The organism is Natrinema versiforme, from assembly GCF_005576615.1.
In the GTDB taxonomy this organism is placed as follows: domain Archaea; phylum Halobacteriota; class Halobacteria; order Halobacteriales; family Natrialbaceae; genus Natrinema; species Natrinema versiforme_A.
The window spans coordinates 2,650,211-2,671,536 of sequence record NZ_CP040330.1 but is presented as its reverse complement, the minus strand read 5'-3'; the positions used below and the strand labels follow the sequence as shown (position 1 = coordinate 2,671,536).

Sequence of the window (21,326 nt, the reverse complement as noted above, 5' to 3'; positions counted from 1 at the left end):
TCATGAAGGTACTGCAACTGGTCACCTCGTCGCGACCGTTTTTCGAACAGCAGGTCTCGGCTCTCGAGGACCGCGGCGTCGACTGTACGGTCCTCGAGGTCCCCGGCGAACACGAGGGCGATTCGGGCCGGACGCCGACGAATTACGCGCGGTTTTACCCCGACATCGTCTCGGAGGTCCGCTCGGGGTCGTACGACCTCGTCCACGCGAACTACGGCCTCGTCGCGCCCTTCGCGCTCGCCCAACCGACCCGTCCGGTAGTGTTGACTCTGTGGGGGACGGACCTCATGAGCGACCGGTCGTGGCTGCGGTCGTGCAGTCGGTACGGCGCCCGCCGAGCGGACGCCGCGATCGTTCCGAGCCGGACGATGTCCCGCGACCTCGAGACCGAGCACGAACTGATTCCCTTCGGCGTCGACACCGACCTGTTCCGACCGATGTCGCGGGCGCAAGCGCGCGAGCAGGTCGGCTGGGAGACCGACCGACCGATCGCGCTCTTTCCCTACGACAGGACCCGATCGGTCAAGGACTATCCGCGGGCGCAACGGCTCGTCGAGCGGGCCGACGCCGACATCGAACTGCGAACGGTCTCCGGCGTCGATCACGCCCAGATGCCCTACTACATGAACGCGAGCGATGCCCTACTCGTCACGTCACGGCGCGAGAGCGGCCCGATGGTGGTCAAGGAGGCCGCCGCGTGTAACCTACCGGTCGTCTCGACCGACGTCGGCTTCGTCGGCGAGACGATCCGCGGCGTGAGCAACTGCGTCGTCAGCGACAACGACGGTGCCCTCCTCGGCGGCCTCGAGCGGGCCGTCGAAAACGGCGGTCGATCCGATGGCCGCGAGTCGATCGACGGACTCTCCGTCGACTCGCTCGGCGACCGCCTGCACGGACTCTACCGCCGCGTACTGGACCGGGACGACGGAACGGGTTACCCGACGGGGGTCAGCCATGACGTATAGATCGCTGTCGGAGCTGCGGCCGCTGCGACTCGACACCGTCGCTGCGATCGGCGGGTTCCTGCTCGCAGCGGTGTTGCTCCCGTTGCGACTGCTCTCGTCGCAGATCTACCTCGAGACCGTGCCGGTCGTCCTCGGCACCGCCTGTGCGCTGTATCTGCTCTCCCTGTATCAGGGCGACGACGCGGGGGCGTTCCCGACGCTTCCGTCTGCGGTATCGATGGCGCTGCCGAGCGTCGTGCTGGCCGGACTCGCCGGGCTCGTGGCCCTGACGGTCGTACAGGGGGCGCGAACGCCCCTCTTTTTCGGGCTGGCGAGCGTTGTCGGGACCCTTGTTATCGGGCAGATCATCTTCGCGAGCGACCACGATCTTCACCCCGGGCTGTTGCTCCTCCAGATCGTCTGTTTCGCCTTCGTCTTCCGGTTTACCGCGCTGTACGCGACGCCGGGGTACATCGGGATCGACATCTGGACCCACCACTCCTTCGTCGAGTCGATCCTCTCGGACGGGTCGCTGAGCGCGATCTCGCACGACAAACACTACGGCTCGCCGTTCTATCACCTGCTGGTCGCCGCCTCGTCGCTGCTGTACGACGTCCCGATCCGCACCGCGCTGTATCTCTCCGTCGGACTCGTGATGCCGCTGTCGGTCCTGCTGATCTACGCGACCACGAACCTGCTCGTCTCGACGCGCTGGGCGGTGCTGGCGACCGCGTTCTACGCCTTCGGGAGCCACGTCGCGCGGTGGGGGGTGCATCTCATCCCCACGAGTTTGGGGCTCGTCTTCTTCCTCGCGATGCTGTACGCCCTGATCCGGGTGATGCGAATCGAGTACACCATCCGGGACTTCTCGCTACTCCTCCTGTTGAGCGTCGCCGTGATCCTCACCCATCAGGTGTCGACGTTCATTATGCTCGTCCTGTTGCTCGCGGCGTTCGTCGCGCAGGTCCTGTTCGTGATCGGGCCGTTCGGGCTCACGCGACTCGACACGAGCGTCTTCCGGACGAAAAAGCCGGTCAACCTCGTCGGCCTCGTCGTCTTCAACGCCGGGCTGACGATATTCGTCTGGTCACTGACGCCGTACGGCGAGGGCTCGTTCCTCGAGACGGTCCTGTTGTATCTCGGCGAGACGATCGAGGAGAGCGCCGGATTCCTCAACACGGCGGGCGGCTCCGCCGAGGCGGCCGAAGCGGGAGCGGAGACCACACCGACGCTGGTCGAGCAGATCGTCCCCTACGTCGATACCCTCGGCTTCCTGTTTCTGCTCGGGGTCACGTTCGTCGGCTGTCTGTACGTCGTCCACAGGCGACGCGCCGAGCAGTCGGTGTTCACCCTCCTGCTGGCGGCGGCCTTCATGCTCGTGTTCGTCCTCGGGTTGCCGATGTTCGGCATCCGGAACTTCATCCCGACGCGCTGGTTCGCGTTCCTCTACGCGCCGATGGCCGTCCTCGGTGCGATCGGGGTACGGACGCTACGGGGCAGCCTGACGCCGGCGCTCGTCGTCTCCGTCCTGTTGCTGGTCGTGCTCGTCTATCCGGGCGCGATGATCCTCGCCGTCGAGAGCAACGCCGATAATCCGGTCTTTTCGGATCAACACGAGCGACTCGCCTACGACGAGTCGGAACTCGCCGCGGCCGAGTCGATCGCCGCGCTGACCGGCTCGCCGGACGGCGACGAGATCCGTCCCGACCAGCAACTCCACACCGACCACCCGTATCAGACGCTGTTCAGCCGGACCGGCGCGTATCCGTCCACGACGACCGCGACGGTTCCCGAGGGCGGTGTCGCAGACCACGGGTACACGGTCTATCGATCCGAGCAATCGACCGACGCGACGTACGTCACGGACGCCGACGGGAACGCGCGGGTCGAACAGCTCTCTCGGACGCAACTCTGCCGACCGGAGCAGGGCACGGTCTACACGAACGGAGACGTGACGATGTGTACGCCCTCTCCGGCAGGGAACTGACGGAACTCCCCTCTCGCCATCCTCTGCGACGCCGCTCGAGTTTCGTTTCGATTCACTGTGGCCCATCCGTCTACGACGAGTGACCTCGAGGGTCCCAGTCCCCGACCCGCTGTCGGGAACGATGGTTTAGCCAGTCGATGCGACCGATCATCCGTAGTCGCCTCTGCCGTGATCGTCGTCCTCCCGGTCGGCTGGTCCTCCCGATCGGATGATCTCTCGAGGCCGAGAACGGAGCGATCACTGTCGTTCGTTCGATGCGATGACTACTACTCAACGGCTCGAGCGTCGAAACGTCGATGCGCTGTGATTCGCGTTACGGCTCGTCGCCTCGAGCCGCCGTGCCGTCTCCGACTACTGGCTACTCGCCGGTCACTGCCGGCTTCGGTCGCGCCACGCTCGCCAGAGATCGGCCGCGACCGGCGCACCGTCGAACAGCCAGATCGCGACGACGGACAGTCCCAGCAGGGACTGGAACGCGACCTGTGGCGTCAGCCCGTCGGTGAGGAGGTGGTGGACGTACCGAAAGAAGTACCGCCTGAAATGGTCGATGAAACCGCTTTGAGAGCCCACAGGCGGCGACGCAATCGGCCAGAGGACGATCCGAGGGTCGACCACTTCACCCCTGAGAACTCGGTTGAGAATGTCGGCAATCGGGTGTGAGACCAACGCGACCGAGAAGGCGCTCGCGAGCGTTCGGTTGCCCAGCCGAGCGGCCACTGCGTACGCCGCGAGACAGATGAACGGCGCGACGAAGATCGAGTGGCCGACCGAGTAGCCGGTCTCCGTGATCCCGATCGTCCAGGCGAGTGGCTTGTCGAGGAGGTCCGGGAACTGCGAGCCGACGGCGATGGCGATCGTCTCGCCGGCCGACGGCGACCGCCGGAACACCACGTTCGTCGTCAGCGAGTACAGGACGTACGCGAACGCGAGGTGCTCCCACGGCCACATCTATTCCACCTCGATCGGCAGGTGCATCGTGCGATAGGCGGACTCTGTCGTCGGCTCTGCCGGCGCCTCGCCGTTGTAGAGCAACAGCGTCAGCCGGAGATCGTCCCCTCGCATCGACGGCGTGATCTCGAGGGTCTGTTGTCGCGACTCCCCGTCGGCAACCGTCGCCGTCCGTCTGTCCATCTCAGTCGACTCGTGGACGGTTAGGTCGTCCCCGTCGTCGCTCACCCGCTCGAGCATCACGACGGTCGTGTAGGTCCGTTCCTCGTGTTCCTGATTCGTGATCGTCGCGTTCAGTTCGTGGCGCTCTCCCGCGCTGTATGTCGAGTCGTACATCGTTTGGGTCTCGCCGGAGACGTTCTCCGTTTCGACCGAGACCTCCGTGAACCCGTCGTGCTGTGGCGGGTTCGCGAGGGCGAAGCCACCGCTCATGACCAACAGGAGCAGCCCGGCGGCGATAGCCACGTTGTACGGACGACAACTGACCCGCTGATAGGGGCTGGGCCGCCCGGGAGCGAAGAACGGGGACCCGGACGGGAGCGCGGGAACGAACCGCCGATCGGGCGGACAGCGGTAGCGAGCGCCGATCGCGGCGAGTGCGAGGAGTACGGTGAGCACCGCGAGCGCGGAGAGTACCGGTTCGAGGGCTATGCCCCTAGGGGTCGCGGTCGAAAAAAGGGTAACCGCTGGAACGACCGCGACACTGGATACGACTGACAGGACCGCTCGCTCGATCGACTCGAGTCCGCCACTGACTAGCAACGGATTTCCGAGCCCGGTTTTCTCGTCGTCGAAGGACTGGTACTCGTCGTTCGGTTCGTCCGGAAAGAGGGCCGAGACGAGCGCATACCCGGGAAGAAAGAGGACGAGCGGAACCGTCAGAGCTATTCGTCCGACGCCGCCGATCCCTGAAAGAATCCCGAGCGTGAGCGCGCCAGTGACCGCAATGACGAGTGCTTGATCGACAAACCACCAGTTGGTGTCGCTCATTGCGTCGTCAGTAGGGGGGAAGAGCGGTTTATTATCGCCACGATAAGCCCCGATCCACCCGGTCGGTCCGACGGCCGTCTGACGCGGAACTATAACGAACTCGACACAGAATACGAGTACATAGCTTTCGGTTATTTGTGACTGTCATAGAACCGTGAACGAATCGAAATTCGGGATGATGTTTTGAAATACGTGCAGCGTAATCACTCGAAATAAAGCCCCTGCCCGATATTCCAGATCCTGATATCAGGCCCTATTATCGAGAATATCTGGGTTTTAAAATCGCGAAAAAAGAAATCACATACTATGAAAACACGTAAACTGTGTATGTCTCAGGTATACGGTTTCTACCATTTATTACCCTCTTCTGAATAGGGGGAATTGGCGCAATGAAAGCGAAACATATCAGCTCTGAAGAGCAGGACGAGCAGGGTGTGAACGACGACGCTCAGGGCGCAGATGAGACGGCTGATAGTCCCTCGGAGGAGCCCGCGTTTTCGAAGGACGAAATCTTTCATCTCCTGCAAAACGAACGCCGACGGATGGTCCTCCGGTATCTCCAAGGGACTGACGGAGCCGTACGCATGCGCGATGTCGCAGAGCAGGTCGCGGCGTGGGAGCACGAGACGACTGTCGAAGACCTCACGTCCACGCAACGACAGCGCGTCTACATTCCGCTCTATCAGTCTCATCTCTCGAAGCTCGATGAGGCCGGCCTGATCGAGTACCAGCAGAACCGCGGGATCGTCGAGCGACAGCCCCTCGCCGATCGCGTCGACCAGTACCTCGAGTTTGATTCGACGGACGAATCAGCCGACGAGCAGGGGTCCGACGACGGAGAGTGGGACGACTACTACATCGTTACGACCGTCCTCTGCTACGCGGTCCTCCTCGGTGCAGTGATCGAACTCCCGTTCATCTCGTTCCTCTCGGGCATCGGCCTGAGCGCGCTGATTCTGTTCCTCTTTACGGCTCTCACTATCAGTCGCGTCATCGACTAACCCACGCACGACGCGCTTCTGTTCTGACCGACCGCCTGACTACGCGAGTCCGCTGAGTACAGTTACGCGATGAGAACGGAGACCGAGACGAGACCGATAGAGACGAGTAGGAATCCGATCGAGATCGCCGTCAACACGGTCGCAGCGAAGCGACCGGCCTCACTCGGGTGGGGCGGTGTCCGTTCGACGAGCCCCTGCGCTTCGTCGAACTCGATGGCCCCTGACGCATCGAGTGACGGCAGTCGATCGCCGTGTAGTCGCTCGTGGACGACGGCCCACGTTTCGATCGACGGCTGTGCCGGTTCCACCAGCGTATCGGCGACCTCGTCGACGGTCACGGGCGTACTCATCCCCTCGAGGACGGCGAGGAGCGCGCCGTCGGACTCCGGAAGGAATTCCCCCGCTGGATAATCGTCGTCCTCGCCCGTCGAGGGGTCCTCACCCGGGGCGTGAACCATCGTCAGCCCAGATATCCCATGCGGATCCCCAGCGTCCGCTTCGTCGGACTCGTCGGACGAAGAGCGAAACCAGGACGGCGTCAGACGCATATTCCACGCTAAAACCCCTTGGTATATAAGTATTCTCACGGTTCACCGCCCGTAAACGAAATAAAGACCTGTTAGAGCGATTTCCGCCAGCAATATCCGATCCCAAGCCGATCGACCGATCGGGGGAGTCCCTGAGACGACGTGTTCATCTCAGGCAACTATCGGCTCCGACGGGCGCAACCACGGCTGCAGTTGCGCTCTCGCATCCGACCAGCTCTCGAGCCATCCCCGGAGGTCGGTGAGCCTGAGTTTATGTCTGGCCGGCAGGTCGTGGACGTGCTCGAGGTCGGAAAGCAGGCGGCGGTCGAGGTCGTGTCGGTCGAAGAGCGTCTTCCGGTCCGGCCACGGCGGTTCGAACGACGAGAGAAACGGTGTCTTTCGCCGGACGAACCCTTCGACCTCGTTGAGCAGCGTCGCATCGTACGGTCGATCGGGCGGTCTGTGCCGCAAGATATCGTCGTCGAGTTGCTCACAGGCCCGGAGGAACGTTTCGGTCGTTCGGTGTTCCGGCGGCGCCCGGAGGTGCCAGTCGATCAGTTCGCGGTCCGTCGCCGGAAACGACGTCACGAAGTGATCGGCGAGGTGCGTATGGAACGGCATCGACGGTTGGTTGGCGATGCCACAGCAGGTGAGCGCGTTCTGGATCGTGTCCGCACGTCCCCGTCTCCGGTCGAACTCGTCGCCGATCGCGTCCCTGACGAACGATTCCGGATCCGCGTCGAGGGACGTCAACTCGGCGAGCTCGAGGCTCGCCTCGCGGCTGTAGCCGAACTTCTCGAGGAGCACCTCCACGGGGTCCGGATCGGACTCGAGCCGGCCGGTCGGGACGGGTTTCCCGAGGACGTCGACGGTCTCCGAGGCGGTGAAGTGGCCGCGCAGGAACGTGTCACAGAGGAGGCCGTGATACATCGTGTCGACCCCGATTTCGTCCGCGTAGCCGGCGTGGTGGATGTGCAGGGACTCCTTGATCCCCTGTGAGTACCGCGTCTTCGACTCGTCGGCGCGGAGATAGCGCTCGTCGGGCGGGAACGCGGTATGGCTCGCGCCGTACTGGGCGGCGAGCGCTCTCGCGCCGCGGACCTCCTGTGCGTCTAACGATCCCACCGTGTAACTGCGGTCGATGTCGCCGACCTGCGAGAGGATGATCCGCGAGTCGTAGCCCGCCGAGAGGAGCACGCCCGTTCGACCCGGCAGCGACGACCGTCGACCGAGCGCCCGCTCGAGGCGGTCGGCGAGTTCGTCGACCGGATCGAACTCCCGGGACGGCCGCGGATCGTAGACGAACCGCTCGAGCGAGTCGACCGACGCGGGCGTTAGTAGACTGTCGAGCGGCAGCCGATTCAGTTCCTCGACGGCCGTCTTTTCGCCGAGGGTCACGCCCAGATGCAGGAACTCGAGGACGCCGTCCCGGTGGAGCGTCGGGTCCGAAATCGTGCGGCCGACCGCGGCCGCGTCGGTTCCGAAGACGCGCGTCCCCGGGTCGTCGGTATAGAAACACTCCCGGGACCGGACGGGATCCGTCGCGACGACCGCGTCGCCGTTCGAGCCGGCGTCGAGCACGGCGAGATACGACCCGTTGAGCGTGTCTACCGCGTCGCGTCCGTCAGTCTCGTAGTGCTCGAGGAGCCAGCGAGCCGCGTTCCGTTCGTCGCCGGGAACGTACGCCTCGCCCCAGATGAGACAGCACCCCTCCTCGCTCGCGTAGGTAGCGCTCCAGCCGGGTGCGCCGAGATCGGGGTCCCTGATCCCGACCGTGACGGCCGGTCCGGCGAGCACCTCGTCGAAGTCGTCGCTGGATCTGAACCGCTCGAACGCGTCGATACCGCCGAATACACCGAATAGTTCCCTGTTCATCGTCGAAGACCACCTCGAGACGGCGTACGATCACAGTCCGGTGGAGTCGAGTTGACGACTCGCCGCACGTACGCCTCCGTGGAACAGCATCGGACGGTCGCTCAATTACTATGGGACTGTTAAGCGCCGAGCCGGCGCGTACAGGACAAATTGAACCGATCTCGATGTCGCCTATCAAATCTATAATAATGGGATCACCGTCAGTAGCTTCGGCCCGCCAATGACACGAAACCGCGCGACACGACGTCGGTTCCTCGCACTGTCGGGTGCCGCCGGACTCACCGGAATGGCCGGCTGTGCGGACCGATTCAAGTCGGCGTCCGACGAACTTAGCGGTAACTCATCGGACGACTCTTCGGGCGATCCCGACGACTCGGCCGTGCCGGGACTCACCGACGGGGTTCCGCCGCTCGAGACCGAGTTCGACAGCCGAGAACGGTATCGCCAGCCGGGAGAGTCGTTCGACGACTTCAGCGACCTCGATGCGTGGACCGTCGGTCGGGGATCGGGCGAAGCGGACACGGACGTCGTTTTCGACGGCGAACAGAGCTTCAAGCTCCAGTCGAACGGCAGCGAGAACATCATTGCTCAGCGGAGCCTCGAGGGCGAGGACCTGACCGAAACCGACCTCTCGTTTGCGGTCCGGACGACGACGCCCCAGAGCCTGGCGGTCAACCTGCGCCTCGTCGACCAGTTCGGGAGCGAGAAGGTGTACTCGCTCCGCGAGATCACGTACCGATCGCCCGACGTGGGCTGGTTCCGCTCGAGCCCCGGCGTCTTCCAGCAGAGCGAGTACGAACCCGCGCTGGATCACCTCGATCGACTCGAGATTCAGGTGCTTCACTCCATGTCGGAGGCGGAGATCTGGATCGACGACCTGCGGACCCACGAGACGCCCGATCAGGGGTACGTCATGCTGAGCTGGGACGACGGCACGCGGGACTACTACGAGACGGCCGCGCCGCTGCACGACGAGTACGGGTTCCCGGCGGTGCAGGCGGCGGTGCCGCGCTGGGTCGAACGGAATCAGGACGGGACCATGTCGGTCTCGGAACTGCAGGAGCGCCAGGAAGCGGGCGATCAGATCGTCGTCCACGGGACACACAACCCCATTCACGAACTCGACGACGAATCGGCCATCGAGGCGCGACTCAGACAGGACAAACGCTGGTTCGTCGACAACGACTTCGAGGGGGCGAACTACATCGTCTACCCGCACAACAGTTACGACAAGACGAGCCTCGAGTACGCGACCGACTACCACTACTGCGGCGGGTTCAATCAGGCCGGCAACGTCAACACCACGAACGTCTACGGCTTCGATCCGCTGGCGCTGCCGCGGACGATCGGCCACGACCTCGAGATCTCGAAGCGATGTGTCGATCTCGCTGCCCAGCACAACCAGTGTACGGTGTTGAACTTCCACACGTTCGACGCGTCGAACACGATGCCCGAGGCCGACTACGAGTCGTTACTCGAGCACATCGACGGCGCCGATGTCGAGGTCATTACCTTCGACGACCTCTGGCGACTGCGGACGAGTAATAGTTGAACGGCGACGGTCGGCGTCACATCGCGACGCTGTTCGGAGGCTGTTTTCGACCGTCATCAGGTCGAGGACCAGCGCCAGCTATGGTTCCGTTTCGGGCTGAGAAGGGCAGTCACGACGGAAGCTCGTCGCGACGGAGACACGGGGAGTTCGACGGCGAGTCAGCAGTTCGTCGAGAGCGTGAGCCGATCGATGTCGGTCGAGCCGTCGTCGTCGACGACGCGCAGCGCGACCGGGTGGTCGCCGTCGGCGCTGACCGTCACCTCGACCGTCTCGCCGGTCTCGTCGAACGAGCCGTGGTCGCCGATACACCACTCGTAGCGGACGAGTTCGCCGTCCGGATCATCCGAGTTCGAGGCGTCGAGCGTGACCGTCTCCCCCGGCTCGAGGGCCGATTCGGAGCGCCACGTCGGGAGAAGGTCGATCCGAGCGACCGGGGACTCGTTCGACGCCGCTTCCTCACCGTCCGAGTCGTCAGTATCGTCGCCCGACTCGTCGTCCGCCGGTTCCTCGTCGGGTTCGGATTCCGACGGCTCCTCGCCGGTCGGGTCGTCGGAAGCGCTCCCGGTGTCGGACTCGTCGAGCAGGAGTTCCCCCTCGAGCAGTCGCTCGACGATCGCCGTGTGCCACTGGACGCGGGTCTCGAGTTCGACATCGGTCGATAGCGTCTCCGCGAGGAACCCGTCGGCGTTCAGGTCTCGAGCGGTCTTGTGCGCGAGCAGGCCGGACGGGTCGGTTTCGGGTTCGGAGAACGGGCCGATCTCGAAGGCGAACTCGGGGTCGTCCACGGCGGTCTGCGTGACGTAGTCGGCGGCATCGGCGGCGGCATCGGTGGCCGCCTCGCCCGCGGAGTGGAAGATCGCCTGTCCGACGCCGTCCATCGGATCGCCCGCGTAGATGCCCGTCGACTCGTGCAGATCGACGATCACGTCGGGGTCGTACTCGCTGACGACGTCCCAGATGGCGCGTGCGAGTTCCGTGTCCGGCGTCTCCGACTCGGGGAACTGCCGGTTGAGGTTGTTCCCCTCGGCGTCGTTTCTGGTCCCGCGATCGATCGCGGCGGCGTTGGCCTCGGGGATCGCGACGAGCGTGCCCGCGTCGATCGTCCACTCCGCGATCCGGCCCGCGGCCGTGTAGCCCGCGACCTCGTTTCCGTGCATCCCGCCGACGACGACCGCCGTCGGCCCCTCGGCGTCCGCGGTCGTCACGTACGCCGTCGTCTCCTCCTCGGTCCCCTCGCGAATGACGATGGACTCTCGAGAAACGGTTCCCTCGTCGTTCTGTGCCGAATTGCCGACGACGCTTGCGACGCCGGCGCTCGCGAGTGCGAAACCGCTAGTGAGAGTCAATACCGATCGCCGTGAGAGTGTATCGCGTCTCATCCGTCCGTCCCGTGGATGTGGGCCGGGTTTACTACAGGTGTAATAACCGCTGGAAACGATACCGTTGCGCTCGTGCAACGGTCTGTGCCGATAGAACCGACCGACGAAGCCGTTTCAGATCGGCAACGGTAGCCGGGAACCCGGTCGGTTCACCGAGAGAGCGTCCGCCGACCGAGCGTAACCGCGACCAGGAGGGCGACGAGCGTCGCGGCGATCGGCAGCGGCCGCCGCCGAACGCCGGAACCGGCGACCCAACAGATGCCGGGATACGTCCGCGGCGACACCGCGGCGGTCCTGAGATACCACGCACCCCGCAGGAACCGTCCCTCCGCGACGTACCGCTTCGCGAGAACGAGCGCGTGACTCGAGCGGATCTCGTACCCCTCGTCCTCGAAGCGCTCGACCTCGTCTTCGTACGTCGAGAGGTACTGCTCGCTCGCGTTCGCGATGACGTCCGCCGACGGGTAACCGGTCTCCTCGCGGCGCACGAGTGCCTCGTCGACGTAGGCGAGTTTCCCGTGCTCGAGCACGCGCAGGCAGAACTCCGGGTCCTGGAACCGGTCGAGGTCCTCGTCGAAGCCGCCGGCCGCGCTGGCGACGTCGGTGCGGACGAGCAGCGTCGACCCGGCCCCCGGCTGGACGTTGTCGGCGAGGATCTCGCCGACCAGTTCCTCGTTGCCCTCCCGCGTCGGCTCGTCGTCCGAACGGGCGAGCACGGACGCGGCGACCGACCGAAGCCGGCCGCCCGTGCCGGAGAGGTCGTACGTCGAATCGCAGTAGACGCCGACCCAGTCGTCCGAGCGCCCCTCCAGGGCCGCGAACTGGCGCTCGAGTTTCTCGGGGTGCCACTCGTCGTCCGAGTCGAGGAAGGCGACGTACTCCCCGCGCGCGTGCTCGAGGCCCGTGTTCCGGGCGACGTTCGCACCCCGGTTGGTCGCGTGGACGACCGGCCGAACGCGGGGATCGTCGTACGCGGCCAGCACCGAGTCGGTGTCGTCGGTCGAGCCGTCGTCGACGACGACCACCTCGAGGTCGTCGATCGTCTGCTCGAGCGCGCTGTCGATCGCGCGCGGAAGCGTCGCCGCTCTGTTGTACGTCGGGATGATGACGCTGACGCGAGTCATTTCCCCGACCTTCCCGGTCGCAGTGGATTATTATCGCGTGGATAAACGCCGCGGCCCGACGGTATCGGCTGCGGTGGGCCGCCCGGACGATCGCGCAGCGTTCCCGAGCCGAACGGCTTCAATCGGCGACGAACGCACTAACGACTGTATAAGGAAGAGCGGACGGTTCGTCGACGCGGTCAATGACGAATCGAAACCGCCGATCGTTCGTAACCGCGGTTGCAGCGGCCGGAACGCTCGGACTCGCCGGCTGTCTCTCACGGGTGCGCGAGTGGCGCGGTGAGGATGGCGAGCCGACATCGACGCAGTCGAACGACGAGACCGACGGCTCCAGTGCCGGTGCTGGTTCCGGAGACCGTCCGGATCTCCCGGGGAACTCGATCGACGGCTTCGAGGCTCTCGACGAGTGGACGGCGATGATCGACGCCGGGGAACTCGAGGCCGAGACGAAATCGCCGTACGCCGGCTCCCAGTCGGCTCGCCTCACGGCCACAGAGGATACCGAGTACGCAGCCGTCTACCGGACGGTCCCCGACGGGCTGGATCTGCGCGGGACGACGCTCTCGCTCGCGACGAAATTCACCGGCCGCGATCAGCTCCGGCTCACGCTCGAGCTGTTCGCGCCGAACTCGCGTGACGCCTACGCGGTGCAGCGAACGCTCACCGGTCCGTCCGATCGGTGGGTCCGCGTCGACTTCGGCACCGATCGAGTCGACGGCCAGCCCGACCTCTCGAACGTGCGCGAGATCCGACTGACGGCTCGCCGACGCGGCGATCTCTCCGGCTCGATCGACTGTCTGGTCGACGACCTCCGGACGGTCGACCGGCCCGAGACGGGCAACGTCATGCTTCTGTTCGACGGGACCCTCGAGAGTCACGCGACGCGTGCCGCCGACCTGATGGAGTCCTACGGGTTCGCGGGCGTCGAAGCGGTCATCCCCGAGGCCATCGGCGAGGGCGACCGGCTTACGCTCGACCAACTCCACGACCTGAACGATGCGGGCTGGGACATGGCGGCCCGCCCGCGGACCGGGTCTCGGTACCTCCACGAGTACACCCCCGAGAAGCAGGAGGGAATGATCCGGCGGACGAAGGCCTTCCTCGAGAACCGTGGCTTCGAGGACGGCGCGAACCACTTCGTCACGCCCCGGAACGTACTCGGCCCGAACGGCCTCGATCTCGTCCGGGAACATCACGAGCAGGCGTTCCGGTTCGGCGGCGGCCCGAACGGCCTGCCGCTCACGGATCCCCACAACGTCGGCTTCTTCTCCGGTGCCGCCGGCGAGGAGACGAAATCGTACGTCGACTTTGCGGCCGACTACGGCCAACTTGCCGTCTTGCACTTCGAACACATCGGTGCGGACGGGCTGAGCGAGGGCGCGTTCGCGGACCTCCTCGCATACGTCGACAGGCAGGACGTCGACGTCGTCACCGCAACCGACCTGCTGGAGGGAGCATGACCGCACGCGGCGAAGGCAGTCCGGATCGGTTCGGTGGCAGCGACGAGTACGAACACGAGCGCACGACCGAGGCGACGCGCCGCGTCGCGTCCGGGGGTGTCCGCTGATGTACCGGGGCGCGAGCGTCGGCGTCGTGCTCCCCGCCTACAACGAGGAGGGGTTCGTCGGCGACGTGATCCGCGAGATGCCCGCCTATATCGACCGGATCTACGCGATCGACGATCGATCGACCGACGGGACCCTCGACGAGATCCTCGAGGCCGCACGGGACGACGCGGACGACCTCGAGCGCCGTGACAGTGACGGCGAGCCGGTCGAACAACTCGTGACCGACGGCGGCGCGTCCGCGCTCTCGAGTCGCGCGACGGTCCGCGACGCCATCGGCCGCGTCGTGCCGATCGAGCACCGGGAGAACCGCGGTGCCGGCGGCGCGATCAAGACCGGCTACCTCGCCGCGCTCGCGGACGGCGTGGACGCGACGGTCACCGTCGACGCGGACGGCCAGATGGACCTCTCGCAGCTGCCGCGGCTCCTCGACCCGATCGTCGAGGGTGAGGCCGACTACGCGAAGGGCAACCGGCTCCTCTCCCGGGAGTACCGAGCGGCGATGCCGCGCTTCCGCTTTATCGGGAACGCGATCCTGACCTTCCTGACGAAGATCGCGTCGGGCTACTGGAAGACGATGGACCCCCAGAACGGGTACACGGCCATCTCCCACGACGCGCTCGCGGCGATCGATGTCGAGAACCTCTACGAGTACTACGGCTACTGCAACGACCTGCTGGTCAAACTGAACGTCCGCGAGATGCGCGTCGCCGACGTGGCGATGCCGGCCGTCTACGGCGAGGAGGACTCGAGTATCACCTACTCGCAGTACATCCCGAACGTGTCGAGCATGCTGCTTCACGACTTCCTGTGGCGGCTGAAGACGAAGTACCTCGTGTTGGACTTCCACCCGCTCGCGTTCTTCTACCTCGCCGGCGCGGGGCTGGCAGCGACCGGCGTCCTCGCCGCCGGCGTGACGCTGTTCGCGACGCTCTCGACGGTCGGCCCGACGGTACAGGGATCGACGATCCTGCTCCTGCTCGTCGCCGGTGTCGCCTTCCTCCTGTTCGCGATGGTGTTCGACATGGGAGAAAGCGAACACCTCGAGCGACAGGTGCAGTAGTCGCGACCGTTACTCCGCCGGTTTGCGTCCGGTGATCGACGCGGATACGATGTACTCGTCCAGATCGCGGTCGCCGCCCCACTCGCGAAGGAACTCTTGTGTCTCGTCTTCGGGTTCGATTCGAACGTCCCTGAATCCCGCTTCGGTGAGCAGCGACTCCAGTTCCCCGACCGGTGCTGCTCCGCCGATACACTCGGCGACGGAGTCGAGGTCCGCACGCAGGTCGGCGGGAAGCGGCGCGCTCAAGACGACATCAGAAATCGCGAGTCGTCCTCCGGAACGAAGCACTCGATAGGCCTCGTTGAAGACTCGGTGTTTGTCGGGTGAGAGGTTGAGGACGCAATTAGATATGATGACATCGACGGTACCGTCTCCCGCGGGAAGGTGTTCTATTTCCCCCAAGCCGAAACTCTCCGTTCTCGGTATCGCTTTCCGCGAGATTCTCTCGAGTCGTTTCGATCATCGCCGGCGTCATGTCGACGCCGATTACGGCGCCGTCCTCGCCGACTTCGGTCGCGGCGAGGAAGCAATCGAACCCACCGCCAGAACCGAGATCTAGGACGGTCTGTCCCGGGTCCAGATTCGCAATCGCGGTCGGATTCCCGTATCCGAGGCCGAGATTTGCTTCCGTTGGTGCCGCCGCTATCTCATCGGCGTCATATCCCACCTCTGCTGCCCACTCTTCCGAAGGTTTGTCGTTCGTACAACAACCGGTCAGTGACGCTTCGTTCTCCTCGGTGCCCGACCGGTTCTCCGTCTCGCTACAGCACTCGGTCGCCGTATTCGACCCGCAACTCTCCTCGTCGCTCGCCACTTCGGTGTATCGGTCACGGACCGTCTCGCGTTGTTCGTTAGCGGTGAATGTCGACTCGTCTTCTGATGCGGTGTTTTCGGACATTGGTAGTCTCGTAAGTCGTTTTAAATCCGGTCTGCACGCAGTGCTCGTTTAGAGGGCCGATTCGTCCTCGATCTCTCCGATCGTGTTGTATTATCCTCCTTTTCTGGTTTCTCAGGCGATAACGAGGTTGAACGTCAATCCGACGGCGATACCGATGGTGATGACGGTGCCGGCATAGACGAGCAACAGTCGTCGTTTGAACAGTTTATTCAGGAGTATCAGGTTCGGAATACTCACGCCGGCGCCGCCGATGACGAACGCGAGAACGGTGCCGACAGCGATCCCGTGTTCGCTTAAGGAGGCCGCGATGGGTAACATTCCGCTGAGGCTGACGTAGACGGGCGCGCCGGCGAGTGCGGCCAGCGGAACGGCCAGTGGATTCCCGGACCCGAGTACGGTCTGAAGCAGGTCCGCGGGGACGGCCCCGTGAATCAGTGCTCCGATCGCCATCCCGACGATGAGGTAGGGGAGCGTGTCGACGAAGAACGACCACGCTTCACGTGAAGCGGTCTTGAAGTGTTCCGCGTGGGTGGGTTCGGCGTTCGCCGTCCGTCCGGCACAGCACTCGACGGAGCCACCGTCCGCCGCGACGGTCTCGTCGGCATCCGCGAGACGGACCTCCTTCACCTGATCGGCCAACCCCAGCTGTCCGATGACGACTCCGCCGACGACGGCCGCACTGAACGTCATGACGATGTACCAGACGGTCACTTCGACGCCGAACAGGCCGACGAGCAGTACCACGGCGATCCAGTTGACGAGCGGCGACGCGAGCAGGAACGAAAAGGCGAGTCCGAGCGGCGCACCCGCCTGCAGCAGTCCGGCCAGGATAGGGACGGTCGAACACGAACAGAACGGCGTCACTGATCCCAGTCCGGCCGCAGCGATATTTCCGGCGCCGTCGTCGTGGCCGCGCAGCGTTCGTTCGACTCGTTCCGGCGGCAGGTACTCCTGGGCCAGACCGACGAGGAACGATGCTCCGACGAACAGGGGTACGAGGACCACCGCGAGGTGGACGAAGTACTCCCCCGAGTCGATGGCCGCGTCGGTGATAGTCGGTGGAATCATCGTGTCTCGTCTCAGTTACTCGTTAATCTGAACAGCGTCCGCGAGGTCGAGCAGTTCGAACACCGCGGTGTCGGCGATCCGGTAGTAGTTCCACTTTCCCTTCTTCCGGGACTTCACTAGGCCCGCTTCTCGCAGCGTACGGAGGTGCGTCGCGACCGTCGACTGCGGCGCGTCAAGGACGACCTGTAACTCACAACCACAGCATTCGGACTCGCGCAGTGCCTCGAGTATCCGGAGTCGCTTCTCGTTTCCGAGCGCCTTGAAGACGGTTTCACGATCAGTCTGGTCCCGTTCGGACGGTCGGATCTCCTGCAGGTCGGCGATTCGTTCCTCCGGATCGTCGTACAGTCGGTCGAGCGCGTCGTAGGCGCCCTCAGGTGGTGAATTCGAATTGGACATCAGTTTTCGTATCGGTCGCCGGTCATTCGCAGCACTCCTCCGAGTCGGTCTCCGTCGAACCAGATTGTGATTCGACGATATTAGTGCCGCAACAATCCGATTCGGAATCCGGAGTATATCGGCTTGCTATTCGATTCCAGAGCCGGTTAAGGGTATTTCCAGCCATCTACCTCATATTGTGTTTTCCCGATGTACTTTAAGATTGGGAGGGTCGATTTCGGTCTCGTCGTCACAGCGAATCACCGGCGGCCACATCGGTCGACCGTCGCTCAACGGACGGAGCGGGTTCGCGTTTCGGACGATCGAGAAACGTCAGCGACCGGGATTGCTCGAGTGCATGAAGATGTCGGAGAGCGACAGCTATCGGATCGTCCGCGAGTCGATCCCGACCGAACGACGTCGCTGCGCGCCGTCGGCCGATGGTCGTCAGGACTAGAAGAACCGGATGTCCGTGCCAACCACTCCCAGCGCGAGCCCGGAGACGAGCAGCGACAGCCCGGCGACGAACAGCAGGCTCTGGAACCAGCTCCGCGTCTCGCCGTCATTGTCGTCCTCGAGCGAGACCTGTATCGCGGCCGCCCGCGAGCCGATCGGATCGGGGGCCATCGACAGCACCTCGAACGGCTCGGCCGGGTCCAGCGCGCCGACGAGCAGCGCGAATCCGACGAAGATCCCGAACCCGACGGGCGGGACGACGACGAGCGCGAGCCACGGTTTCGCGATCGCCGCCGAGAGAGTGAAAATCGGAACGGCCGCGAGGACGGTCGTCAGCGCCGCGCGGCCGAGTCGCGCGTCCGCGAGCGGATCGAAGCCGACGAGTCGAGCGCTCCAGCAGTGGAAGACGAACATCGACCCGTACCCGATGCTGGTCGCGACGGCCGCACCTCCCATCCCGAACCGCGGGATGAGCGCGAGGTTGAGGACGAGGTTGATCGCGGCCGCAGCGCCGGTCGCCGCGACCGGATACCGGAGCGTTCCTTTCCCCTGCGAAATCGCGAGGATCGGCCGCGCGAGCGCGAAGCCGAGCGCACCGGGAAGCAACAGCAACAGCGGCGTGATCGCCGGCACGGCCTCTTCGCCGAAGTAAATCGGGACGGCCACGTCGGCCAGCGCCGCGAGGCCGACCGCCATGACGGCCGTCAGCAGGAACGTGTACCGCATCGTCCGGGACGCGAGGTCGGATATCTCCCGCAGCCGGTTCTGCGACCACAGCTCCGACGTCGAGTGGACGAACACCGTCTGGAGCGCCATCGGGATGAACCAGAGGAACTCCGCAAGGGTCAGCGCCGCCTTGTAGTTGCCCACCGCCGCGCTCTCCCGGAACCGCTGGAGCATCACGATGTCGATGTGATAGAGCGACATCAGCAGGAAGACCAGCGCGATGCTCATCGAGTTGAAGGTGAGCATCTGCTTCCGCGGGAACCGTTCGGTCGGTCGGCTGAAGAGACACGACAGCGACACCCGTCGGTGCACGAGGACCAATCCGATGACGGCGACGAGCGTGCTCGCGACCAGATGGCCCGCGAGCGCGCCGATCACGCCGGCACCGAGGGAAACCAACGGCACGGCGACCGCGACGAAGGCGATCTTATCGAGGATCTTGAGCGGCTCCGAGTACCGCTCGAGGCCGAAGCCCATGAGCGTCTTCCGCGTGTAGTCGCGGAACTGCGCCGTCACCACGAGCGCGGCGAGGACGTAGAAGTAGAGCTTCAGCCCCGATCCGAACGCGAGGTCGACGATTCCGAGCCCGGTCGAAAGGACCAGTAGCACCGCACCGAGACCGGCCAGCAGGATCGCCAGCCGGAAGTAGAAGCCGACGACGTGTTCGCTCCAGTTCGCCGCGGCGCGGTCCTCGGCAAGGAACTTGCGAACGCCGTCGGTGACGCCGGAACTGACGAAGATCATGTAGATGGCGAAGACCGAGAGCAGGAACGAGTATTCGCCGAACGCCGACGCGCCGAGAAGCCGGTACAGCAGCGGCGTCGAGAGCGCAGTGACGACGAGCACGACGACTTTCGCGCTGACGACCGACACGACGCCGCTCGCGATACTCCTGTTCACGGTTTCACCCTGTAGCGTTCGAGCCGACCGTCGACGGCCCCGCTCGCCGACGACCGGTCACGATACGACGGACTCACTGTAGTCACACGGTGGGCGAAACGAGGCGTTATTATACTGGGGTTAAACGGGCTCGAGACGCGGATCGGCGATGACCGAAAACGGAGGATAGCCGCCGACGGTGACCGCGTGAGACGGGTTTCCAGCAACGAAGACGACTCCTCGGTAGCGCAGGATCGCCTACTCGAGCGTGTTCTCCCAGGTCGTCACGCCGCTCGCACCGAGGTCGCGGATGCCGCCGACCAGCCGGTTCTTCTTGAAGGTTGGATTCGTCGACGACGAGTAGAGACAGACGGCCTCGCGGCCAGCCGAGGACTCGAGCGTCGAGTCGCGAACGAGCGCCTCGGTCCCGAGGTCGACGAACGGGTACTGACTGGCGCGCAGGTCGCTCCGGTAGATCGTCAGATCCTCGCCCGTGTTGACGACGGCGTTTCGGTCGGCTCCGTCGCGTCCGTGCTGCGTAACATCGATGTTACTGAACCGACAGCTATCCCGTTCGCAGCGGATTCCGTCGCGGAACCCGCTGGCGTCGCCCGCTCGCCCCGAGATCGTCAGGGTCTCCGCGAGCACCTGCTCGCCCTCGTCGTTGTCCCGAATCCAGAGCGGATAGCCGCCGGCGGTCTCGTGGGTGATCTCCGTGTCCACGATCGTCGCCTCCCCGCAGTCGGGCGAGAGGACGATCCCGTGGTTCACCTCCGAGCCGCGGATTTCGATCCGCGTGTTGTCGATTCGCGCGCTGTTGCAGGTGTTCATCACCGAAATCGCGTGGCTGGTCGGCTTCGGCGAGGAGATCTCGACGGCGGCCCCGTAGATCTCGAGGTCGCGGCCGTTTTCGATCCGGATGCCGCGCTGGGACTCGTCCGCCGACCGCGTCGAGTCGACTTCGACGGTCGGCCACCGAATTTCGCTGCCTTGACCACCGACACGTACGTTCGCGCCGTTGCTGTTCCGGTAGAGCCCGCCGTGGACGACGATCGTCCCGTTCCCGCCCGCCGCGTAGAGACCGTTGTTCGGGAACCCGCCGAGCCAGCAGCGTCTGAACTCGAGCGTTCCCTCGGTTTCGTTCGCCTCGATCCCGATCGGGCCGCGCCAGCGGTTGCCCGCGTTCGGCGTCTCACTGACCCACGCGCCCCCGTCGGGCGCTCGGAACCGTTCGACGATCCCCCGGCCGTCGGGGTCGGTGACGTTGAACAGGCCCGGCCCCCACGTGCCGCTGTCGTGCTGGCCGCGGACCGTCACGTCGCGGACCTCGAGGCGGTCGGCGGCGTAGGCTTCGATGACCCGAATCCCCGTGTCGGGGGCGGTCTGATCGACATCGAACCCCTCGAATCGGAGGCGATCCCCGGGATTGTACGAGACGCCGAGACGGAACAGTCGATACTGCGGCCCGTCGAACTCGTGGTAGGTCGCCGGGATCAGCGTCGCGTTCTCGCCGACGACGCCGAAGTTCTCGAAGCCGGTGAATCTGAACTGCTCGTCCATGAAGTACTCCCCCTCGGGAAAGACGAGCAGGGTATCGTCGTCTCGGAGGTCCTCGAGAACGGGCGTGATCGATTCGGTCCCGGTATCGTCCGCGCCCGCGTCGGTCACGTCCACGACGGTCGCGTAGTCGTCGTAGTAGTGGCCGTACGGCTCCGAGGCCGCACCGGCGGTCGCCGTCAGTCCGATTCCGGCGGCACACGCCGCAACGGTACCTCCCAGAAACCGCCGGCGAGACCGCGTCCGCGAATCCGATCCGTCGAGAGATGGTCGACCGTCCTCCCCCTCGGTCGACCGAGAACGACGAGAAACGTCACGATTCGAGCGCTGCATATCACTTCGATCCGACATTGAAAGTCACTTCTTTCTGAGTGATGTCGGGGTCCAGTATCTATGGATTCGGATAGCA

General features: G+C 64.7%; 18 protein-coding genes. 6 read left to right on the top strand and 12 right to left on the bottom strand.

Features of this window, described 5'->3' with window-relative positions; translation table 11 throughout:
• Positions 1-2: 2 nt before the first annotated feature.
• Entirely contained in the window at positions 3-965 is a 963-nt protein-coding gene (locus tag FEJ81_RS13125) for a glycosyltransferase (RefSeq protein WP_138245711.1), read from the top strand.
• Positions 955-2,931: a glycosyltransferase family 39 protein gene (locus tag FEJ81_RS13120; protein WP_138245710.1), complete on the top strand. Its 1,977-nt coding sequence runs from the start codon at positions 955-957 to the stop codon at positions 2,929-2,931. Before FEJ81_RS13125 ends, FEJ81_RS13120 begins: the two co-directional genes overlap by 11 nt.
• Before the next feature lie 369 nt (positions 2,932-3,300).
• Here FEJ81_RS13120 and FEJ81_RS13115 read toward each other — a convergent pair whose 3' ends face one another.
• Entirely contained in the window at positions 3,301-3,879 is a 579-nt protein-coding gene (locus tag FEJ81_RS13115; RefSeq protein ID WP_138245709.1) for a metal-dependent hydrolase, read from the bottom strand.
• Positions 3,880-4,869: a DUF1616 domain-containing protein gene (locus tag FEJ81_RS13110; RefSeq protein ID WP_138245708.1), complete on the bottom strand. Its 990-nt coding sequence runs from the start codon at positions 4,867-4,869 to the stop codon at positions 3,880-3,882.
• A 389-nt stretch (positions 4,870-5,258) separates the two neighbouring features.
• On the opposite strand from FEJ81_RS13110, the gene FEJ81_RS13105 reads away from it, so the two are divergent.
• On the top strand, positions 5,259-5,870 hold the full coding sequence (locus FEJ81_RS13105) for a DUF7344 domain-containing protein (RefSeq protein ID WP_138245707.1): 612 nt from the start codon (positions 5,259-5,261) through the stop codon (positions 5,868-5,870).
• A gap of 62 nt (positions 5,871-5,932) precedes the next feature.
• Here FEJ81_RS13105 and FEJ81_RS13100 read toward each other — a convergent pair whose 3' ends face one another.
• Both FEJ81_RS13100 and FEJ81_RS13095 read right to left on the bottom strand, forming a co-directional pair.
• Positions 5,933-6,328: a hypothetical protein gene (locus tag FEJ81_RS13100; RefSeq protein ID WP_175416417.1), complete on the bottom strand. Its 396-nt coding sequence runs from the start codon at positions 6,326-6,328 to the stop codon at positions 5,933-5,935.
• A gap of 240 nt (positions 6,329-6,568) precedes the next feature.
• Entirely contained in the window at positions 6,569-8,272 is a 1,704-nt protein-coding gene (locus FEJ81_RS13095) for an asparagine synthetase B family protein (RefSeq protein WP_138245705.1), read from the bottom strand.
• 220 nt (positions 8,273-8,492) lie between these two features.
• On the opposite strand from FEJ81_RS13095, the gene FEJ81_RS13090 reads away from it, so the two are divergent.
• Positions 8,493-9,824 carry a polysaccharide deacetylase family protein gene (locus FEJ81_RS13090; RefSeq protein WP_138245704.1) on the top strand — a complete coding sequence of 444 codons (1,332 nt, stop codon included), beginning with the start codon at positions 8,493-8,495 and terminating at the stop codon, positions 9,822-9,824.
• A 158-nt stretch (positions 9,825-9,982) separates the two neighbouring features.
• On the opposite strand, the gene FEJ81_RS13085 is transcribed toward FEJ81_RS13090, so the two are convergent.
• Complete coding sequence (locus FEJ81_RS13085; RefSeq protein ID WP_175416416.1) at positions 9,983-11,203, bottom strand: PKD domain-containing protein; 1,221 nt, start codon at positions 11,201-11,203, stop codon at positions 9,983-9,985.
• Between the two features lie 149 nt (positions 11,204-11,352).
• A complete protein-coding gene (locus tag FEJ81_RS13080) occupies positions 11,353-12,327 on the bottom strand; it encodes a glycosyltransferase family 2 protein (RefSeq protein WP_138245702.1) in 975 nt (324 codons plus the stop codon).
• A 182-nt stretch (positions 12,328-12,509) separates the two neighbouring features.
• Here FEJ81_RS13080 and FEJ81_RS13075 point away from each other — a divergent pair, with 182 nt between their 5' ends.
• Both FEJ81_RS13075 and FEJ81_RS13070 read left to right on the top strand, forming a co-directional pair.
• Positions 12,510-13,787: a polysaccharide deacetylase family protein gene (locus FEJ81_RS13075; protein WP_138245701.1), complete on the top strand. Its 1,278-nt coding sequence runs from the start codon at positions 12,510-12,512 to the stop codon at positions 13,785-13,787.
• Between the two features lie 106 nt (positions 13,788-13,893).
• Positions 13,894-14,955, top strand: coding sequence for a glycosyltransferase family 2 protein (locus FEJ81_RS13070; protein WP_138245700.1), 1,062 nt, complete (start codon positions 13,894-13,896; stop codon positions 14,953-14,955).
• Between the two features lie 9 nt (positions 14,956-14,964).
• On the opposite strand, the gene FEJ81_RS24215 is transcribed toward FEJ81_RS13070, so the two are convergent.
• The 6 genes from FEJ81_RS24215 to FEJ81_RS13045 form a co-directional block, all read right to left on the bottom strand.
• On the bottom strand, positions 14,965-15,357 hold the full coding sequence (locus FEJ81_RS24215) for a methyltransferase domain-containing protein (RefSeq protein ID WP_267877911.1): 393 nt from the start codon (positions 15,355-15,357) through the stop codon (positions 14,965-14,967).
• Positions 15,299-15,853: a methyltransferase domain-containing protein gene (locus FEJ81_RS24210; protein ID WP_267877910.1), complete on the bottom strand. Its 555-nt coding sequence runs from the start codon at positions 15,851-15,853 to the stop codon at positions 15,299-15,301. The genes FEJ81_RS24215 and FEJ81_RS24210 overlap by 59 nt, the downstream gene beginning before the upstream one ends.
• A 111-nt stretch (positions 15,854-15,964) precedes the next feature.
• Positions 15,965-16,921: a permease gene (locus FEJ81_RS13060; protein ID WP_138245699.1), complete on the bottom strand. Its 957-nt coding sequence runs from the start codon at positions 16,919-16,921 to the stop codon at positions 15,965-15,967.
• A gap of 15 nt (positions 16,922-16,936) precedes the next feature.
• Positions 16,937-17,320, bottom strand: coding sequence for an ArsR/SmtB family transcription factor (locus FEJ81_RS13055; protein WP_138245698.1), 384 nt, complete (start codon positions 17,318-17,320; stop codon positions 16,937-16,939).
• A gap of 432 nt (positions 17,321-17,752) precedes the next feature.
• Entirely contained in the window at positions 17,753-19,381 is a 1,629-nt protein-coding gene (locus tag FEJ81_RS13050) for an oligosaccharide flippase family protein (protein WP_138245697.1), read from the bottom strand.
• A gap of 237 nt (positions 19,382-19,618) precedes the next feature.
• Entirely contained in the window at positions 19,619-21,250 is a 1,632-nt protein-coding gene (locus FEJ81_RS13045; RefSeq protein WP_229504708.1) for a right-handed parallel beta-helix repeat-containing protein, read from the bottom strand.
• Between the last annotated feature and the right edge of the window lie 76 nt (positions 21,251-21,326).

What these genes read in the sequence shown, in the direction of transcription:
- FEJ81_RS13125 (WP_138245711.1), top strand. Translation starts at nt 3, where the DNA reads ATGAAGGTACTGCAACTGGTCACCTCGTCGCGACCGTTTTTCGAACAG.
- FEJ81_RS13120 (WP_138245710.1), top strand. Translation starts at nt 955, where the DNA reads ATGACGTATAGATCGCTGTCGGAGCTGCGGCCGCTGCGACTCGACACC.
- FEJ81_RS13115 (WP_138245709.1), bottom strand. Translation starts at nt 3,879, where the DNA reads ATGTGGCCGTGGGAGCACCTCGCGTTCGCGTACGTCCTGTACTCGCTG.
- FEJ81_RS13110 (WP_138245708.1), bottom strand. Translation starts at nt 4,869, where the DNA reads ATGAGCGACACCAACTGGTGGTTTGTCGATCAAGCACTCGTCATTGCG.
- FEJ81_RS13105 (WP_138245707.1), top strand. Translation starts at nt 5,259, where the DNA reads ATGAAAGCGAAACATATCAGCTCTGAAGAGCAGGACGAGCAGGGTGTG.
- FEJ81_RS13100 (WP_175416417.1), bottom strand. Translation starts at nt 6,328, where the DNA reads ATGGTTCACGCCCCGGGTGAGGACCCCTCGACGGGCGAGGACGACGAT.
- FEJ81_RS13095 (WP_138245705.1), bottom strand. Translation starts at nt 8,272, where the DNA reads ATGAACAGGGAACTATTCGGTGTATTCGGCGGTATCGACGCGTTCGAG.
- FEJ81_RS13090 (WP_138245704.1), top strand. Translation starts at nt 8,493, where the DNA reads ATGACACGAAACCGCGCGACACGACGTCGGTTCCTCGCACTGTCGGGT.
- FEJ81_RS13085 (WP_175416416.1), bottom strand. Translation starts at nt 11,203, where the DNA reads ATGAGACGCGATACACTCTCACGGCGATCGGTATTGACTCTCACTAGC.
- FEJ81_RS13080 (WP_138245702.1), bottom strand. Translation starts at nt 12,327, where the DNA reads ATGACTCGCGTCAGCGTCATCATCCCGACGTACAACAGAGCGGCGACG.
- FEJ81_RS13075 (WP_138245701.1), top strand. Translation starts at nt 12,510, where the DNA reads ATGACGAATCGAAACCGCCGATCGTTCGTAACCGCGGTTGCAGCGGCC.
- FEJ81_RS13070 (WP_138245700.1), top strand. Translation starts at nt 13,894, where the DNA reads ATGTACCGGGGCGCGAGCGTCGGCGTCGTGCTCCCCGCCTACAACGAG.
- FEJ81_RS24210 (WP_267877910.1), bottom strand. Translation starts at nt 15,853, where the DNA reads ATGTCCGAAAACACCGCATCAGAAGACGAGTCGACATTCACCGCTAAC.
- FEJ81_RS13060 (WP_138245699.1), bottom strand. Translation starts at nt 16,921, where the DNA reads ATGATTCCACCGACTATCACCGACGCGGCCATCGACTCGGGGGAGTAC.
- FEJ81_RS13055 (WP_138245698.1), bottom strand. Translation starts at nt 17,320, where the DNA reads ATGTCCAATTCGAATTCACCACCTGAGGGCGCCTACGACGCGCTCGAC.
- FEJ81_RS13045 (WP_229504708.1), bottom strand. Translation starts at nt 21,250, where the DNA reads ATGCAGCGCTCGAATCGTGACGTTTCTCGTCGTTCTCGGTCGACCGAG.